This window comes from Isoptericola maris (genome assembly GCF_048065335.1).
Lineage (GTDB): Bacteria > Actinomycetota > Actinomycetes > Actinomycetales > Cellulomonadaceae > Isoptericola > Isoptericola rhizosphaerae.
Genome location: NZ_JBLUNY010000007.1, coordinates 205,153 through 224,370, shown reverse-complemented (window position 1 = coordinate 224,370; position 19,218 = coordinate 205,153). Strand labels below are relative to the sequence as shown.

At 67.0% G+C, this 19,218-nt stretch carries 8 protein-coding genes and 2 rRNA genes; 1 reads left to right on the top strand and 9 read right to left on the bottom strand.

Annotated elements, in window-relative coordinates; translation table 11 throughout:
* Positions 1-7: 7 nt before the first annotated feature.
* Positions 8-3,120 (bottom strand): 23S ribosomal RNA (locus ACH5HR_RS12185).
* Between the two features lie 428 nt (positions 3,121-3,548).
* Positions 3,549-5,074: ribosomal RNA gene (locus ACH5HR_RS12180) — 16S ribosomal RNA — on the bottom strand.
* The 16S and 23S rRNA genes sit together here, the layout of an rRNA operon.
* A 534-nt stretch (positions 5,075-5,608) precedes the next feature.
* Here ACH5HR_RS12180 and ACH5HR_RS12175 point away from each other — a divergent pair.
* A complete protein-coding gene (locus tag ACH5HR_RS12175) occupies positions 5,609-6,187 on the top strand; it encodes a GNAT family N-acetyltransferase (protein WP_416478074.1) in 579 nt (192 codons plus the stop codon).
* Positions 6,188-6,201: 14 nt separating this feature from the next.
* On the opposite strand, the gene ACH5HR_RS12170 is transcribed toward ACH5HR_RS12175, so the two are convergent.
* From ACH5HR_RS12170 to ACH5HR_RS12140, 7 genes are all read right to left on the bottom strand, one after another.
* A complete protein-coding gene (locus tag ACH5HR_RS12170; RefSeq protein ID WP_402375564.1) occupies positions 6,202-7,200 on the bottom strand; it encodes a sugar phosphate isomerase/epimerase family protein in 999 nt (332 codons plus the stop codon).
* A gap of 53 nt (positions 7,201-7,253) precedes the next feature.
* Positions 7,254-7,847, bottom strand: coding sequence for a hypothetical protein (locus ACH5HR_RS12165; protein ID WP_416478072.1), 594 nt, complete (start codon positions 7,845-7,847; stop codon positions 7,254-7,256).
* A gap of 328 nt (positions 7,848-8,175) precedes the next feature.
* On the bottom strand, positions 8,176-14,049 hold the full coding sequence (locus ACH5HR_RS12160; RefSeq protein WP_416478070.1) for a ThuA domain-containing protein: 5,874 nt from the start codon (positions 14,047-14,049) through the stop codon (positions 8,176-8,178).
* 171 nt (positions 14,050-14,220) lie between these two features.
* Positions 14,221-15,396 carry a Gfo/Idh/MocA family protein gene (locus tag ACH5HR_RS12155; protein ID WP_416478068.1) on the bottom strand — a complete coding sequence of 392 codons (1,176 nt, stop codon included), beginning with the start codon at positions 15,394-15,396 and terminating at the stop codon, positions 14,221-14,223.
* A 104-nt stretch (positions 15,397-15,500) separates the two neighbouring features.
* Entirely contained in the window at positions 15,501-16,568 is a 1,068-nt protein-coding gene (locus ACH5HR_RS12150; protein ID WP_402375572.1) for a substrate-binding domain-containing protein, read from the bottom strand.
* A 71-nt stretch (positions 16,569-16,639) separates the two neighbouring features.
* Positions 16,640-17,671, bottom strand: coding sequence for an ABC transporter permease (locus tag ACH5HR_RS12145; protein ID WP_402375574.1), 1,032 nt, complete (start codon positions 17,669-17,671; stop codon positions 16,640-16,642).
* Positions 17,668-19,188, bottom strand: a complete 1,521-nt coding sequence (locus ACH5HR_RS12140; RefSeq protein ID WP_402375576.1) for a sugar ABC transporter ATP-binding protein — start codon at positions 19,186-19,188, stop codon at positions 17,668-17,670. Before ACH5HR_RS12140 ends, ACH5HR_RS12145 begins: the two co-directional genes overlap by 4 nt.
* Between the last annotated feature and the right edge of the window lie 30 nt (positions 19,189-19,218).

Sequence of the window (19,218 nt, the reverse complement as noted above, 5' to 3'; positions counted from 1 at the left end):
GTGTGTTGTGTTGAAGTTGTTGGCTTATTAGTACCGGTCAGCTGCGACAGTCGTTGGTCCTGTCTTCCACTTCCGGCCTATCTACCCAGTGGTCTAGCTGGGTGCCTTCACCCCACGAGGGGGATGGAAACCTCATCTTGAAGCAGGCTTCCCGCTTAGATGCTTTCAGCGGTTATCCCTTCCGAACGTAGCGAACCAGCGGTGCTCCTGGCGGAACAACTGGCATACCAGAGGTTCGTCCGTCCCGGTCCTCTCGTACTAGGGACAGCCCTTCTCAAGTTTCCTGCGCGCGCAGCGGATAGGGACCGAACTGTCTCACGACGTTCTAAACCCAGCTCGCGTGCCGCTTTAATGGGCGAACAGCCCAACCCTTGGGACCTACTCCAGCCCCAGGATGCGACGAGCCGACATCGAGGTGCCAAACCATCCCGTCGATATGGACTCTTGGGGAAGATCAGCCTGTTATCCCCGGGGTACCTTTTATCCGTTGAGCGACGGCGCTTCCACAAGCCACCGCCGGATCACTAGTTCCGACTTTCGTCCCTGCTTGACCTGTCGGTCTCACAGTCAAGCTCCCTTGTGCACTTGCACTCGACACCTGATTGCCAACCAGGCTGAGGGAACCTTTGAGCGCCTCCGTTACATTTTGGGAGGCAACCGCCCCAGTTAAACTACCCACCAGGCACTGTCCCTGATCCGGATCACGGACCGAGGTTAGATGGTCGATGCGGTCAGAGTGGTATTTCAACGATGACTCCACTCGCGCTGGCGCGCGGGCTTCATAGTCTCCCACCTATCCTACACAAACCGCACCGAACACCAATACCAAGCTATAGTAAAGGTCCCGGGGTCTTTCCGTCCTGCTGCGCGTAACGAGCATCTTTACTCGTAGTGCAATTTCGCCGAGTTCGCGGTTGAGACAGCGGAGAAGTCGTTACGCCATTCGTGCAGGTCGGAACTTACCCGACAAGGAATTTCGCTACCTTAGGATGGTTATAGTTACCACCGCCGTTTACTGGGGCTTAAATTCTGGGCTTCGCCCGAAGGCTGACCCGTCCTCTTAACCTTCCAGCACCGGGCAGGCGTCAGTCCGTATACATCGTCTTGCGACTTCGCACGGACCTGTGTTTTTAGTAAACAGTCGCTTCTCCCTGGTCTCTGCGGCCCTTGCTGCCGTCACCCGCGAGGGGTTGGACAGTTCGGGCCCCCCTTCTCCCGAAGTTACGGGGGCATTTTGCCGAGTTCCTTAACCACGATTTGCTCGATCGCCTTGGTATTCTCTACCTGACCACCTGAGTCGGTTTGGGGTACGGGCGGCTAGAACCTCGCGTCGAGGCTTTTCTTGGCAGCAGAGGATCACCCGATTCCCGCTTGTGCGGTCACCGTCAGCTCTCACCGTGTGTGCTTCGCGGATTTACCTACGAAGCCGGCTACGGCCTTGGACGTGGTCTACCATCGCCACGCCGGGCTACCTTCCTGCGTCACCCCTGTTAACACGCTTACCTACTACCGGTTCGGGTCCCACGCCTCGCCACCGGTGTCACCCGAAGGTGACGGTGGTGGTCCGGGGTGGTTAGCATCACCGGGCTCGGTATGGGCGGTTCTTCGCCGGTAGGAGAATATCAACTCCTTGTCCATCGACTACGCCTGTCGGCCTCGCCTTAGGTCCCGACTTACCCAGGGCGGATTAACCTGGCCCTGGAACCCTTGGTCATTCGGCGGACGGGTTTCTCACCCGTCTTTCGCTACTCATGCCTGCATTCTCACTCGTGTGGCCTCCACCGCTGGATCACTCCGCGGCTTCACTGCCCACACGACGCTCCCCTACCCACCCACACACCTGAACACCCCTCAAGGGGATGCTGGGTAAAGTGTGAGTGCCACGGCTTCGGCGGTGTACTTGAGCCCCGCTACATTGTCGGCGCGGAATCACTTGACCAGTGAGCTATTACGCACTCTTTCAAGGGTGGCTGCTTCTAAGCCAACCTCCTGGTTGTCTGTGCAACTCCACATCCTTTCCCACTGAGCACACGCTTAGGGGCCTTAGCCGGTGGTCTGGGCTGTTTCCCTCTCGACTACGAAGCTTATCCCCCGCAGTCTCACTGCCACGCTCTGGCTTACCGGCATTCGGAGTTTGGTTGACGTCAGTAACCTGGTGAGGCCCATCGGCCATCCAGTAGCTCTACCTCCGGTAAGGAACGCGTGACGCTGCACCTAAATGCATTTCGGGGAGAACCAGCTATCACGAAGTTTGATTGGCCTTTCACCCCTAACCACAGGTCATCCCCTCAGTTTTCAACCTAAGTGGGTTCGGTCCTCCACGCCGTCTTACCGGCGCTTCAACCTGCCCATGGCTAGATCACTTCGCTTCGGGTCTAGACCCGGCGACTGCATCGCCCTGTTCGGACTCGCTTTCGCTACGGCTTCCCCACACGGGTTAACCTCGCCACCGAGCACTAACTCGCAGGCTCATTCTTCAAAAGGCACGCCGTCACCCCTGCTAGGGAGGCTCCGACGGATTGTAGGCACACGGTTTCAGGTACTATTTCACTCCCCTCCCGGGGTACTTTTCACCTTTCCCTCACGGTACTTGTCCGCTATCGGTCACTAGGTAGTATTTAGGCTTAGCAAGTGGTCTTGCCAGATTCACACGGGATTTCTCGGGCCCCGTGCTACTTGGGATCCCCTTCACCAGGCCACGCCATTTCGTCTACGGGACTCCCACCCTCTACGGTCCGCCTTTCAATGCGGTTCGACTATGACACGACTTTCTTACTGGTCAGGACCATGTCAGTGATCCTCGAAAGGTCCCACAACCCCATACACGCAACGCCTGACAGCTTGACACGCATATGGTTTGGCCTCATCCGCTTTCGCTCGCCACTACTCACGGAATATCTCTTCCTGCCGGTACTGAGATGTTTCACTTCCCGACGTTCCCCCCTGCACCCTATGAATTCAGGTACAGGTGACCGCACATGACTACGGCCGGGTTCCCCCATTCGGACATCCTCGGATCACAGCTCGTTTGCCAGCTCCCCGAGGCTTAACGCAGGCTACAACGTCCTTCTTCGGCTCCTAGTGCCAAGGCATTCACCGTGTGCCCTTAAAAACTTCGACACACACTACAAATATGCTACAGAAATCCAAGAATAATACTTGAACATCTGGGATGCTCGCGTCCACTGTGCAGTTCTCAAGCAACGGACGGTCCCGCCGGCCCACCGGTGCACCCACCCCCACAACCGTGGAGCGGTCTGCACCAGACCAACGACCCGTATCCATCCGAGGACAAGCCCCGACCACTTCCATGGCCGGTTGCCTCAGGACCCAACAGTGTGCTCAACCAACCCACCAGCCACGCCGACCACGTTCCAGACCACCACCCAAGAGCAGCAGACGTACTAGCAGCCGACCGCACCAGCGGACCGACGTTCGTCAATGTTCCACCCAGAGCAACCACCAGACGCACGTTCGGCGCCTACAGCAGCTGTGCATGACCACCCACCACGAGGCAAGCCCCGCAGCGAGCAGTATGTGCTCCTTAGAAAGGAGGTGATCCAGCCGCACCTTCCGGTACGGCTACCTTGTTACGACTTAGTCCCAATCGCCGGTCCCACCTTCGACCACTCCCCCCGGAAAACCGGTTGGGCCATGAGCTTCGGGTGTTACCAACTTTCGTGACTTGACGGGCGGTGTGTACAAGGCCCGGGAACGTATTCACCGCAGCGTTGCTGATCTGCGATTACTAGCGACTCCGACTTCATGGGGTCGAGTTGCAGACCCCAATCCGAACTGAGACCGGCTTTTTGGGATTCGCTCCACCTTACGGTATCGCAGCCCTCTGTACCGGCCATTGTAGCATGCGTGAAGCCCAAGACATAAGGGGCATGATGATTTGACGTCATCCCCGCCTTCCTCCGAGTTGACCCCGGCAGTCTCCCATGAGTCCCCGGCATAACCCGCTGGCAACATGGGACGAGGGTTGCGCTCGTTGCGGGACTTAACCCAACATCTCACGACACGAGCTGACGACAACCATGCACCACCTGTGCACCGACCTTGCGGAACCACCATCTCTGGCAGCGTCCGGTGCATGTCAAGCCTTGGTAAGGTTCTTCGCGTTGCATCGAATTAATCCGCATGCTCCGCCGCTTGTGCGGGCCCCCGTCAATTCCTTTGAGTTTTAGCCTTGCGGCCGTACTCCCCAGGCGGGGCACTTAATGCGTTAGCTGCGGCACGGAACTCGTGGAATGAGCCCCACACCTAGTGCCCAACGTTTACGGCATGGACTACCAGGGTATCTAATCCTGTTCGCTCCCCATGCTTTCGCTCCTCAGCGTCAGTGACTGCCCAGAGACCTGCCTTCGCCATCGGTGTTCCTCCTGATATCTGCGCATTCCACCGCTACACCAGGAATTCCAGTCTCCCCTACAGTACTCTAGTCTGCCCGTACCCGATGCAAGCCCGAAGTTGAGCCTCGGGATTTCACACCAGACGCGACAAACCGCCTACGAGCTCTTTACGCCCAATAATTCCGGACAACGCTTGCGCCCTACGTATTACCGCGGCTGCTGGCACGTAGTTAGCCGGCGCTTCTTCTGCAGGTACCGTCCACCCGAAGGCCTTCTTCCCTGCTGAAAGAGGTTTACAACCCGAAGGCCGTCATCCCTCACGCGGCGTCGCTGCATCAGGCTTTCGCCCATTGTGCAATATTCCCCACTGCTGCCTCCCGTAGGAGTCTGGGCCGTGTCTCAGTCCCAGTGTGGCCGGTCGCCCTCTCAGGCCGGCTACCCGTCGACGCCTTGGTAGGCCATCACCCCACCAACAAGCTGATAGGCCGCGAGCCCATCCCCCACCGAAAAACTTTCCAACACCCACCATGCGGCAGATGCTCATATCCGGTATTAGACCCCGTTTCCAAGGCTTATCCCGAAGTGGAGGGCAGGTTGCTCACGTGTTACTCACCCGTTCGCCACTGATCCACCCAGCAAGCTGGGCTTCACCGTTCGACTTGCATGTGTTAAGCACGCCGCCAGCGTTCGTCCTGAGCCAGGATCAAACTCTCCGTAAAAGAGAGAAAACAACCAACAACCCCCGAAAGAGCCGCCAGTCGCCTATCGATACTGGCCAGACCAAACAGACTAGCTGTTCAATCCAGTCCAAAGGAACCAAAAAGGTTCAAAATTTGGCATTGACTATCAAGCACACTGTTGAGTTCTCAAACAACCGACGCACACCATCCAAGACCGGAACAACCGCTCCGACCCCGTCCGGGGCAACCCTTCAACCTTACCCGATCTCCCGGCCCGGTCCAAACCGCCTTGGCGATCCGATCCAAGCCCGCATCTCGCGGCGAGGTCTCCCGCTCCTGGCTCGTGGCGCACGAAGCGATCCACGACCTTCGGTGAGAGTTTCAGACCCCGGCGGCCACCTCGCGGTGTCCGGTTCCTGTCGGGCTGACTTCGAGAACATTACACGTCCCCGGCCCTGGCGCCAACTCGGTCGCGGGGTGACGCCCGGCACACCGCGACCTCTCGTGTCGATGCAGGTCAGCCTGCTGCCACCGCCTGATGCCGGAGTCTCGCGCCCGCGCTAGGTTCGTCGGGTGACAGCACAACCCGTCGTCGTCCGCCGTGCCCGCGCGCGAGAGGCCGCCGAGATCGCGTGGCTGGCCGCGCTGACGTTCCCGCTGGCGTGCCCCCCGGGCACCCCCGTACCCACGATGGCAGCGCACGTCGCCCAGCACCTGACCCCCGGGCACTTCGCGAGATGGAGCACCTCCCCCGAGCACGTGCTGCTCGTCGCCGAGTCGCCGACCGGCGCCGGGGACACCGGGGGTCCCGTGGGTTACGCGCTGCTGGTGCGGGGCGAGCCCTCCGGGACGAAGGAGCTCGCGGTCCTGCGTGCCGCCGTCGGGCCCGGACCGTACGTCGAGCTGTCCAAGATCTACGTGCACCCCGACCACCTCGGGACCGGGACGGCCGGGCGCATCCTGTCGGAGGCGACCGACGAGGCCCGTCGCCTCGCCCCCGGCAGTCCGCTCTGGCTCGGGACCAACGGCGAGAACGCTCGCGCCCAGGCGTTCTACCGGCGCCACGGGTTCGACGTCGTGGGCCGGCGTACCTACGACGTCGGCGGGGTGCAGCACGACGACGTCGTCATGCTGCAGTCCCCCGCCGGGTAGTCACGCCGGGGCGCTCACTGCGACGAGAACGCCGCATCGAACGCGGCGTCCGGCGCATCGAACGCGTACCGGCGCACGAACTCGACCGCCTCGGCCGCACCCACGAGCCGATCCATGCCGGCGTCCTCCCACTCCACGGAGAGCGGACCGTCGTAGCCGATCGCGTTGAGCATGCGGAACGCGTCCTCCCACGGCACGTCGCCGTGCCCCGTGGAGATGAAGTCCCAGCCGCGTCGGGGGTCCGCCCAGGCCAGGTGGGAGGAGAGCCGGCCGTTGCGACCGTTCAGGCGCTTCTTCGTGTCCTTGCAGTGCACGTGGTAGATCCGGTCGGCGAAGTCCCAGAGGAACGCCACCGGGTCGATGTCCTGCCACACCATGTGGCTCGGGTCCCAGTTGAGGCCGAACGACTCGCGGTGACCGATCGCCTCGAGCGTGCGCTTCGCCGTCCAGTAGTCGTAGGCGATCTCGCTCGGGTGCACCTCCAGCGCGAACCGCACGCCGACCTCCTCGAAGACGTCGAGGATCGGGTTCCAACGGTCCGCGAAGTCCTGGTACCCCGCCTCCACCATGTCCGCCGGCACCGGCGGGAACATCGCGACCGTCTTCCAGATCGAAGACCCGGAGAAGCCGACGACGGTCTTCACACCCAGCTTCGCCGCCATGCGCGCCGTGTCCTTCATCGCCTCGGCGGCCCGCTGCCGCACACCCTCGGGGTCGCCGTCGCCCCACACCTGCGGCGGCAGGATCTCCTCGTGACGACGATCGATCGGGTCGTCGCACACGGCCTGCCCCGTGAGGTGGTTCGAGATGGCGACGATGCGCAGCCCGTGCCGCTCCATCAGGTCCAGGCGCCCCTGGACGTAGTCGGCGTCGTCCCACCGCGACACGTCCATGTGGTCGCCCCAGCAGCACAGCTCGAGGCCGTCGTAGCCCCAGCCCGCGGCCAGGCCGGCGACCTCCTCGAGCGGCAGATCGGCCCACTGGCCGGTGAAGAGAGAGATCGGTCGGGTCATGTCGGTTCCTTCCTTCGGTCGCCCCCTCTGCGGGGGCGAGGTCGTGACAGAGATCAGGCGGAGCGACGTCGCCTGACCAGGATCAGCACGGCGGCACCCACGACGACGACCCCGACGGCGATCCAGACCCAGGCCGGAGTCCCGGCCGTGGCGGTGCTCGCCGGGTCGGAGGCGTCGGCCGCGGTCTCCGCGGCGGCTTCGTCGACGTCGTCGGTGTCCGCAGGCTCGGCGGTGGGTGTCGGCGGCGCGACGACGTCGAGCTCGGTCTTCGACTTGTACTTCGAGGGTTCCGTCGCCCGCACCGTGAGAGTCCAGTGCCCCTCACCGAGCAGGCCCGCCTCGGACCGGTACCACCCCACACCCTCCGAGGCGGACGTCAGCTGCACAGGCCCGACCTCCTCGCCGTCGTCGGAGACGGCCTTGACCGTGACGTCGACGGTCTCCTCGACCGGGTGGCCGTCCGCGGCCCAGACGACCACGGCGTCGACACCCCCGGAGCCGTCGGTCCCGACGTCGATCTGCAGGTCACCTCCGTGCGCCGCGGCCGGCGGCAGAGCTGCTGCCCACGCCACGACGGCGAGGACGAGGGTCGCGAGGACGGCGAGCGCCGTCGTCGTCCATCGCCGTTGATCGTGCTGGGTGATCATCTGCCGTGCTCCTTCGAGTTCGTGACGCCGAGGCCCCTCGGCACAGGAGCGGAGCGCACCGTCCTGTGCCGAGGGTCTGCCGGCTCGAGGCCGGCCTACCGCTGGATGGTCACCGGCCGACGGCACCGTCCCCGGGCCGGGACCGCGCCGTCGGACGCCCGGCGCCCCGCCCAGCGGCGATCGTGGGGCGGGGGGGGGGGGGGGGGGGCCCCCCCCCCCCCCCCCCGGGCGGGGCCCCCCCCCCCCCCCCCCCCGCGGGGGCGCACGGCGCCCCGCCCAGGGGGGATGGTGGGGCGGGGGGCCGCACTTGCGGCCCCCCGCGACCGGATCAGTGGCAGTCCACCTCCTCCACGGTCAGGATGACCTTCGCCTTGCCCGACGGGCTCAGCTCCCAGTCACCCTCGACCTCGAGCTCGGTGCGCGGATCCGGGCTCGCGATCACGCGGTAGCTGCCCGCGGCCAGCGCCGACAGCTTCTTCGGCTTGCCCTGCGCGTGGCCGTCGACCCAGTTGTGGACCACGTACGACTTGACCCCGGCGACGTCGAGCGGATTCATCGAACCCGGCACGAGCGTGCCGTCGGTGCAGCTCGCCTGCGTGAGCTCCACCGCGGGGACACGGTCGCAGCCGTAGCCCTCGATCGTGACGACCAGCGTCGCCTTGCCCGACGGGCTCAGCTTCCAGTCACCGTCGATCTCGAGCACGTGGCCGGCGGCAGGCGTCGCGATCACGTGGTACTGGCCGGGTGCCAGGTTCCCCAGGTCCGACGGCTTGCCGTCGTTGAGGTCCCCGTCCACCCAGTTGTGCACCACGTAGCCCTTGACACCCTCGACCGCCACACCGGTGAGCGAACCACCGATGCGCACGTTCTCGCCGTCCCCGTCGACCTCGCAGCCGGCCTGCGTGACCGCGACCGTCGGGGTCACCGGAGTCGGCTCCGGGCACTCGGGCTCGTCGATGGTCACACGGAGGATGCCGAAGCCGTTGGCGTTGACACGCCAGCCGTCACCCGGCTCCACGACGTACCCGTCGCCCGGACGGGCTGCCACGCGGTAGGTGCCCGCGGCCAGGTCGTCGAGGTCGTCGACCACCGGACCCGCACCGTCCTCGGTGAGCGGACGCACGACGTACCGCACGCCCTCCACCTCGGCCGTGACGATCGCTCCACCCGTGACCTCGTGGGTGCCGTCGTCCGCCCAGGCGCACGTGGCCTGGACGACCTCGACGCTCGGGGTCACCGGCGTCGCGTCGGGCGCGGCGATGGTGAACGTCAGGGTCTCGCCCACGACGTCCTCACCGCCGGCCGAAGCACGCACCTCGACCGTGTGGTCGCCCGCTCCGGTCACCTCGACCGGAGCCGTGTACTCGGCCCAGCCGGCGCCGTCGACGTTCACCTCGCGGTAGACCGTCGCGCCGTCCGGACCACCCGTGGCCTCCACCGTGACCGTCACCGGCCCGGTGTAGGTGCCGTCCTCACGATCCGGCTCGGCCGGGTCGAGCGAACCGACGACCGCCAGCGGCTCCGTGTCGTCGCCGACCACCCGGAAGTGGTCGAAGAGAACGGTCGCCGAGGTCGTCTGCGAGCCGCCCAGGGCGAACAGGCCGACCTTGGCCTGCGCAAGCCCCTCGTGCTCGACCGGGTCGCCGAACTGCTCCCACGTCTCACCGTCGGTCGAGTACGAGCCCGTGAAGGTCGTGCCCTCCTTGGTCAGGCGCAGGGACCAGACGTCCTCGGTCAGACCGGAGACGTTCGGCTGGGGGTTGACGACGGTGGCGTCGACCTCCGACCGCAGCTCCAGACGCGCCGAGACGGGGTCACCGGCGGCGTTGTCCGTGACGTAGTCCAGCTTGACGTAGTTGTCGTCGTCCCCGTAGAGGATCAGACCGCCCTGCTGGTACTGCTCGACGAGCTGCGAGGCGTCGACCCGCGTCTCGACCGTCCAGTCACCCTCCGGCTGGTCCTGGAGGACGATGTTCGGCACGTCGGTGTTGGTCCCGGTGTAGATGTCGGTCGCCGTGGTGTCGATCTGCAGCGAACCGTCAGCCACCCGGTAGCCCGACTCGTCCTCGCGGACGATCTGCCAACGGCAGGTGTCGAGCTCCTCACCGTCGAACTCGTCGTCCGGCGTGGTCGACACCGAGTCGTCCGGCGTCAGGTGGAACCAGTCGAACTCAGCATCCACCACCGGGGCCGTCGAGCTGGCACCCGCGAGGGAGACCAGCCCGATCTGCGGGTCGACGAGGCCGTCGAGCGACTTCGTCTCCGGCATGTCGGTGAAGTCCGTGCCGTTCGCCGAGTAGGACGCCCGCAGGTCCGAGCCGTCCGTGCTCGTGAAGCGCACGTAGACCGTCGACGGGTAGTCCGCTCCCAGCGCCGCCGTGTTGGAGTCACCGACCTCGTTCGGCTGGCCGGCCTCCTCACGGATGAACTGGAAGACGCGCGTCGACGGGTCCGCCGGGGCCGAACGGCCCTGGATCACCATCTTGGCGTAGTCGTCGTCCCCGCCGTAGATCAGCAGGCCGGCCTGCTGGTACTGCGCGTTCGCCGGGATCGTCACCTTGGCCGTGGCCGTGAAGGGTCCGTCCGGCAGCTCCTGCAGCACCAGGTTCGGCACCGTCGAGTTGTCGGCCCCGTAGATGTCGGCCACCGTCGCAGGGATCCGGGCGACGCCGTCGGCGACGACGAGGCCCTGGTCCTGGTTGACGACGTTCCACCGCTCGGCGTCGATCTCGTCGCCGAGGAAGTCGTCCGAGCGGCCCTGGAAGCAGAGCGCCGGTTCGACGGCCTCCGCCGTGACGGTCACCGTCACGTACTCCTGGACGTAGGCACCGCCACCGTCGGTCACCTTCACCTGCAGGCGATAGGTGCCCGGCTCGGTGTAGGTGTGCTCGAACGCCGGCTCGCCGTCGACGAACCCGTCGCCGAGCCCGACGTCCCACGCGTAGACGAGCTCGTCGTCCTCGCCGTCCGGGTCGCTCGCCGTGGCCGAACCGGTCACCGTGAGCGGAGCCAACCCTTCCAGCGGGCCGACCTCGAGGTCCAGGTCCGGACGTTCGTTGGCGGTCACGCCGCGCCCGTCGATCTCGAACCAGTTGACGTTGATGCCACCGGACTCGAGCACGAAGTACAGCGCGTCCGAACCCGACGGGGCGTCCGTCAGCGACGTCGTGACGTCCTCGTAGACCTGCCAGTCACCGGTCGACGGGACCGAGAAGTGACCGATCTCCGGTCCGTCGGGTGCGCCCCAGCGCACCGAGACCTCACCGCCGTCCGGGGAGGCCACGCGCAGCGAGAGGCCGTCCACGTTGCCCAGGCTGATCGGGTCGTGCGCCCACCAGTCGTCGGGCTCGACGAACCCGATGTTCTGGCCGCCACCGGCGCTGTCGCCGGTCTCCTCGGTGACCACGCCGGCGTCGCCCGAGCTCGTCGAGCCGTCGAGCCGTCCGGTCGAGGTGAAGAACTCGGCCTGGACCAGCTTGGGCTGCAGCACCTGCAGGTCGTTGCCGGTGAGCGGCACGCCCGCGGCCCCGCCGTCGTCGGTGTACATCGCCTCGATCACCCAGAAGATGTTCGACTCGATGCCGTGGCCCTCGTCGCGAGCCGTCTGGATGACGCCCTCGCAGCCCGTCAGCTCGTCGAACGGGTGAGCGTGCGAGTCGTGCCCCAGCGACGTGAAGAGCTGCACGTCGGCGCAGTCCACCTCACCGTCCGGGTCGTCGACGGCGATCTCGTAGGCGACCTGGTCGCCCCACTCGAAGAAGCCGCCGTTCTCCGGGAACGTGATCGACACCGTCGGCGCCTCGTTCCCCACGACGATCGTCACGTTCGCGACTCCGGTCTGACCGGAGTCGTCGGTGACGGTGAGCTGTGCGGTGTACGAACCCTCTTCCGTGTAGGTGTGCGACGGGTTCGCCTCCGTGCTCGGGTCCGAGCCGTCGCCGAAGGTCCACTGCAACGAGATCGGCTCGTCGTTCGGGTGCCGCGTGCCCTCCGAGGAGAACTGCACCGTCAACGGAGCCGGTCCGCTCGTGACGTCCGCGGACGCCCTCGCGATCGGCGCCGGGTCACCCTGAACGTAGTTGACCTTGAAGATGCCCGACGAGTCGTTGTTCCCGCCGAAGCCGGAACCCCAGTCGACCATGTACATGGCGCCGTCGGGCCCGAACTCGAAATCCATCGGACGGTCGAATCCGGCGCCGGGGTCGAAGATGCCGGGCAGCACACGGTTGATGTCCACCAGGTCGTCGCGGTCCTCGCCGTCGAGCTGGAGAGAGAACATCGTGCCCTGGTTCCACTCACCGAGGAACGCCTTGCCGTCCCAGTACTCCGGCCACTTGACGTCCGAGTCGAGCTCGGGGTCGAACTCGTAGACCGGTCCACCCATCGGCGCACCGCCCCCACCGATCTCGGGGAAGTCCGGGTTCGTCTGGTAGCCGTACCAGATCTCCGCCTCGATCGCTCCGGGGAGCTGCTCGATGCCCGTGTTGTGCGGGGAGTCGTTGACGACGCCGCCGGCGCAGTCGAACGCCTCACCCGACTGGCCCGTGGCGAAGTCGTAGTCGATGTAGGCGTTGTTCGAGCCGGTGCAGTACGGCCAACCGTAGAAGCCGGGTTCGCTCACCACGTTCCACTCGACCGCTCCGGCCGGACCACGCGTCGCGCTGGCGCTGCCTGCGTCCGGGCCGTAGTCCGCGACGTGCACGTTGCCCGACACCGGGTCGAGACCGATCCGGAACGGGTTGCGGAACCCCATGGCGTAGATCTCGGGCAGCGTGTCCGCCGTCCCGCTCTCGAACATGTTGCCGTCCGGCACCGTGTAGGAGCCGTCGTCCTGCGGGGTGATCCGCAGGACCTTGCCGCGCAGGTCGTTCGAGTTCGCCGAGGTGCGCTGCGCGTCGTAGTTCTGGCGCCCGTCACGCTCGTCGAGCGGCGAGAAGCCCGCCGACTCGAACGGGTTCGTGTTGTCACCCGTGGCGAGGTAGAGGTTGCCCTCGTCGTCGAAGACCATGTCGCCACCCGCGTGGCAGCACGTCTGGCGCTGCGTCGGCACGACCAGCACCTTCTCCTCGGTGCTCAGGTCGATCGACCCGTCAGCGTAGGTGAACCGGGAGATCCGGTTGTGCGGCCCGTCCTCGCCCACGTCCGTCGGGGACCAGTACAGGTACACCCAGCCGTTGGACGCGAAGTCCGGGTCGAGCACGATGCCCGTCAGCCCGTCCTCGTTGGCCTGCGTCACGTCGAGCGTCGCCGCCGTCGTCGTCGTGCTGGTCTCCGGGTCGATGACCCTGACCCGACCGTCACGCTCGACGTAGAGGACCGTGCCGTCCGGCGCGACCTCGAGCATCATCGGGTTCGACGTGTCGTCATCCAGGGGCACCGCCTCGTAGCTCGCGCTCTGCGTCGCGGCGCAGTCGGAGCCCACGACGCCGGCCGCCGTCTGGATCCCGCCCAGCAGGTGCTGGAGGAACTCCGGCTCGGCGTAGGACTCGTCGGTGTGGCCGCCGCCCGTGTACCAGGACCGGCCGCCGTCGTACGCCTGGCACCAGGCGATCGGGTGCTCGGCACCCATCGCCCCCGAGCCGGCCGAGTAGCTCGACTCGTCGAGGCTCGCCAGCACGTGCACCGAGTCCCGCGGGTCCGTGCGGAAGTTGTACCACTCGTCGTACCGGTCCCAGCGAGCCGGCAGGTGCGCCGTCGACTCGTGGACGTGGTCCTCGACCTTGACCGTCGCGTCCTGGTTCTGCGGGTGGCTGTTGAAGTAGGCGCCCACCAGCTCGCCGTACCAGGGCCAGTCGTACTCCGTGTCGGATGCCGCGTGGACACCGGCGTAGCCGCCGCCGTCCTGGATGTACGCCTCGAACGCGGCCTGCTGGTCGGCGTCGAGCACGTCACCGGTCGTCGAGAGGAACAGCACGGCCTCGTACTGCTCGAGGTTCTCGGCCGTGAACGCTTCGGCGTCCTCGGTCGCCGTGACCGAGAAACCGTTGTCGTCACCGAGCCGCTGGATGGCCGCGATACCGGCCGGGATCGATCCGTGGCGGAAGCCCGCCGTCTTGGAGAAGACGAGGAGGTCGAACTCCTCGGCCGCCGCCTCCACGGGAGGCGGCTCGTCGGCCTCGGCCGCCTGTGCGCCGGCCATGCCGGCCCACGAGAGCGGCAGGACGACGGCGGCCGCCACAGCGGCTCCGACGCCTCGTCTCACAGCTCGCGAACGTACGCTGAGCACTGTACTCACCAGGAACTCCTTCGGTCTGGATCAGTGGTGCTGCGGGGGAAGCGCTCCGCCGTCATCCGTTCACGTCGGCCCGGACGTGATGGAACCGGTCGATGCTGGTGCTGTCTGCGTGCCTCCTTCGTCGGTCGGTGCAGAAGATCAGACGTCGAGCCAGACGCCCTTCTCGGCGCTGCGCTCGACCGCGTCCAGCACCCGCTGGACGGCGAGACCGTCCGCGAACGACGGCGCCGGGTCCTCGCCGCCGGCGATCGCCGAGACGAGGTCGACGACCTGGTGCGTGAACGCGTGCTCGTAGCCGAGCCCGTGGCCGGGAGGCCACCAGGCCGCGACATAGGCGTGGTGGTCCGCCTCGGTGACGACGATCCGTCGGAACCCGGCGGTGGCACCGGACTCCTCGGCGTCGAAGAAGTGCAGGACGTTCATGTCCTCGAAGTCGAACGCCAGCGAGCCCTTCGACCCGTTGATCTCGATCCGGATGGCGTTCTTGCGGCCCTGGGCGTAGCGCGTGGCCTCGAAGACGCCGAGGCCCCCGCCGGACATCCGCGCCAGGAAGGCGGCCGCGTCGTCGACGGTCACCGGACCGGTCTCGTCGCCCCCGGTGCCGGACAGCCCGGCGAACACGGTCGCCACCGGACGCTCGGTCACGAAGGTCTCCAGCACGCCGGTCACGCCGGTGATCTGCTCACCGGTGATGAACTGCGTCAGGTCGACGATGTGGGCGCCGATGTCACCCAGCGCCCCGGAGCCCGCCTTCTCCTTGTCCAGGCGCCACGACAGCGGCGCGGACGGGTCGGAGAGCCAGTCCTGCAGGTACTGGGCGCGCACGTGGCGCACCTGCCCGATGCGGCCGTCCGCGACGAGCTGACGCGCGAGCTGGATCGCCGGGACGCGCCGGTACGTGAAGCCGACCATCGCGCGGGCGCCACGAGCGGCGGCACGGTCGGCCGCGGCGACCATCTGCTCCGCCTCGGCCACCGTGTTGGCCAGCGGCTTCTCGCAGAGCACGTGCTTGCCGGCGTCCAGCGCCGCGATCGCGATCTCGGCGTGCGTGTTCCCCGGCGTGCAGATGTCGACCAGGTCGATGTCGTCACGCTCAAGCAGACGGTGCCAGTCCGTCTCGGAGGAGTCCCACCCGAGCCGTGTCGCGGCCTCGGCGACCCGCTCGGGGTCACGGCCGACGACGGCGGTCATCTCCGTGCGCAGCGGCAGCTCGAAGAAGCGGGGGGCGGTACGCCACGCGTGGGAGTGCGCGGCGCCCATGAACGAGTAGCCGACCATCCCGATGCCGAGACGTGCGCGGTCTGCGTCACCCATGTGCCTGGTCCTTCCTTTCGGGCGCGGCCCCGCTCCGGTCGAGGCCGGACGGGACCGCGGCGGCGGGGACAGGGCCCCGCCGCCGGGTGGTGTGGTGCGTCCGGTCAGGACTCGAACGCGGTGGGCAGGTACTGCTCGACGTTGTCCGCCGTGACGACCGGCGCGAAGAGCTGGACGGTGCGCGGGACGCCCGCCGATGTCAGGTCGCTCATGCCCTTGTCGTGCGCGACCAGACGGGCGAGCTTGATGCCGTCCGCGGCCTGGGTCGACGGGTAGACGACGGTCGCCTGGACGACGGAGTCGCCGCTCTGGATCTCCCGCATCATGTTGGCGGAGCCGGCACCGCCGACCATGAAGAACTCGTCGCGGCCGGCGTTCTCGATCGCCTGGAGCACGCCGACGCCCTGGTCGTCGTCGTGGTTCCAGATCGCGTCGATCTCCGGGGCGGCCTGCAGGAGGCTGGAGGTCACCTGCTCACCGCTCTGGACGGTGAACTCGGCCGCGACACGGTTGTCCACGTCGAGCCCGCAGTCGGACAGGGCGTCCTCGAAGCCCTGGCTGCGGTCCTGCGTCAGCGGCAGCGAGTCGATGCCGGCGATCTCGGCGACCACGGCGTCGGGGTTGTCGCCGAGCTGCTCGCAGATGTACTGGCCCGCCGAGACACCCATGCCGTAGTTGTCACCGAGCACCGTGCTGCGCGCGGCGAACGGGCTGGAGAACTCGCGGTCGACGTTGATGACCGGGATGCCGGCCTCCATCGCCTCGGTCGCGACGTCGGTGAGGGCCGCGCCGTCGAACGGCAGGAGCACGATGGCGTCGACGCCCTCGGCGATGAATCCCTCGATCTGGCTGATCTGCACGTTGACGTCGTTCGTGCCCTCGGCCACGCGGAGGTCGACGTCCTCGTACTTCTCGGCCTCGGCCTCCGCCGCGGAGGTGATCGCACCCATCCAGCCGTGGTCGGCGGCGGGGGCGGAGAAGCCGATGACGACCTCTTCGCCGGGCTCGTCGTTGGAGGTGCCGCCAGAACCCTCCTGGGTGCTCGCCGTGTCGGTCTCCGTCTCTTCCTCGGGCGGCTCGTTGCTCACGCAGCCGGTCAGCAGGAGTGCCGAGGCGGCGAGAGCGGCGGGGACACCGAGCATGCGGCGCCGGCGGTTCATACGTGCGGACATAGGATCTTCCTCGATTCGGTCCGGGTCGTGCAGGGTCGGTCGTGCGGGTGCTGATGGTGCGGGGTGACGGATCAGCTCGATCTCGGTGCCGAGATGCGCTGCTGCAGCAGCACGGCGCCGACGATGATCGCGCCCTTCGCGATCGCCTGCACCGAGCTGTCGAGGTTGTTGATGATGAAGACGTTCGAGAGGGTCGCGAAGATGAGGGCGCCGATGACGGTGCCGACGATCGTGCCGCGCCCGCCGGCCAGGAGCGTGCCGCCGACGACGACCGCGGCGATCGCCTCGAGCTCCCAGAGCATGCCGGTGGTCGACGAGCCCGCACCCGTGCGGGCGAGCATCATGACGCCGGCGATGCCGGCCGCGAGGCCGGAGAGCCCGTAGACGTACACCAGGTGCCGCTTGACGTTGATGCCCGCGAGGCGCGCGGCCTCCGGGTTGCCGCCCACGGCGACCGTACGGCGGCCGAACGTCGTGCGGTTGAGGAGGAACCAGCCCACGACGGCGACGAGCACGAAGATCCACACGATCTTCGGCACGCCCACGAGGTTGCCCTGGAACGTGTTGTCGAACGACGGCACGTCGACGATCTGCGTCCGGCGGTTCGCGATGAGCTCGGCGAGCCCACGGGCAGCGACGAGCATCGCCAGGGTCGCGATGAATGCGACGACGTTCCCGTAGGCGATGACCACGCCGTTCACGAGGCCGGCGGCGAGCCCGACCAGCAGCGCGCACCCGACCATGACGATCCAGCCGTACTGGTCGGCCAGGTTCTGCGTCGCCAGCGTCGAGGCCCACACGGTCGACAGCCCGACCACCGAGCCGACCGAAAGGTCGATGCCGCCCGTCGTGATGACGAACGTCATGCCGATGCTGAGGACGCCGATCGCCGAGGCGAGACTCAGGATGATCATCAGGTTCGTCAGGCTCGCGAACCGGTCGCCACCCGTGAGGAACCCGACCAGGCAAAGCAGCAGGAGGGCCGCTACCAGGCCGAGGTTACGACCGACGGCCCCGGAGAAGATGCTGTGCCCGCGGCGGTGGTCCGCCCGCGCCTTCGGGGTGTCCGCCGCCGGTCTCGACGACGTCTGCTGCTCGCTCACGCGGCACTTCCTTCCATGACCATGTCGAGCACCTGGTGCTCGTCGATCGAATCGGCGGGCCCTGCGTGCACGACCTCGCCCTCGGAGATCACGAGGACTCGGTCGGCAAGGCCCAGGACTTCGGGGATCTCGCTGGAGACCACCAGGACGGCTGTCCCGGCGTCGGCGAGCCGGCGCACCAGGGCGTAGATCTCGGACCGGGCCCCGACGTCGACGCCGCGGGTCGGCTCGTCGAGGAGCAGCACCTCGCAGCCGTGCACCAGCCAGCGGGCGAGCATGGCCTTCTGCTGGTTGCCGCCCGACAGGGTGCGGATCGACCGATCGACGTCCGGCGGCCGCAGGTCGAGCGCGACGGCCTGCTCCTTCGCCGCGTCCCGCTCGGCTCGTTCGTCGAGCCAGCCCGCGCGCGCCGTCCGGGCGAACGTGGACAGCGTGATGTTCCGGTACACGGGCTCGTCGAGGACCAGGCCCTGGCTCTTCCGCTCCTCGGGCGCCAGCCCGATACCGGCCCCGACCGCAGCCGTCACGGAGCCGTTGCGGAGGCGCCGGCCATCGAGCGCGACGGTCCCGCCGGCGGCCCGACGTGCCCCGTAGATCGTCTCGAGGATCTCCGAGCGTCCCGAGCCGACCAGCCCTGCGAGACCGACGATCTCGCCGGCTCGGACGCTCAGCGACACGCCGGAGAACACGCCGGCCAGCGAGAGGTCGGCGACCTCGAGCCGCACCGGGGCGTCGTCGGGTACCCCGGGACGCTCGGGGAAGGCGTACTCGACGTCCTTGCCGGTCATCAGCTTGATGAGCTCGTCCGTCGGCGTCGAGGCCACGTCCAGGTTGCGGCCGACGGTCCGGCCGTCCTTGATGACCGTGATCCGGTGACCGATCCGGCGGATCTCCTCCAGACGGTGGGAGATGTAGACGATCGCGATGCCCTGCTCGACCAGCTCCTCGACCACCCGGAAGAGGTTGTCGACCTCGCCCGAGTCGAGGACCGCCGACGGCTCGTCCATGACGATCACCCGGGCGTCGCGCGAGAGTGCGCGGGCCATCGAGACGACCTGCTTGCCGGCCGCGGAGAGCGTCCCGACCTCGCGGTGCGGCGAGATCTCCGGGTGCCCGAGCCGCTCCATGAGCTTGCGGGTGCGCCTCGTGGCCTCGCGCCGCTGGGTGAAGCCCACCGACGCCAGCTCGTGGCCGAGGTAGATGTTCTCCGCGACGGTGAGCCCGTCGACGACGTCCAGCTCCTGGTACATCGTGGCGACGCCGTGCTCCAGCGCCGCCACCGGGTGCGGGATCTCGATCTTCTCGCCGTCCATCAGGATCGTGCCCTCGGTCGGCTGGTGCGCACCGGCCAGGACCTTGATGAGCGTGGACTTGCCCGCTCCGTTCTGGCCGAGGAGGCAGTGCACCTCGCCGGGCCGGACGTCGAGGTCCACGCCGTCGAGGGCTCGCGCTCCGGGGAACGTCTTCACGATGCCTTGCATCTGCAGCAGCAGTGCTGGGGGGTCTTCTGTGACCATGTGACGAACGTAGACGGACTTATGTTGTCC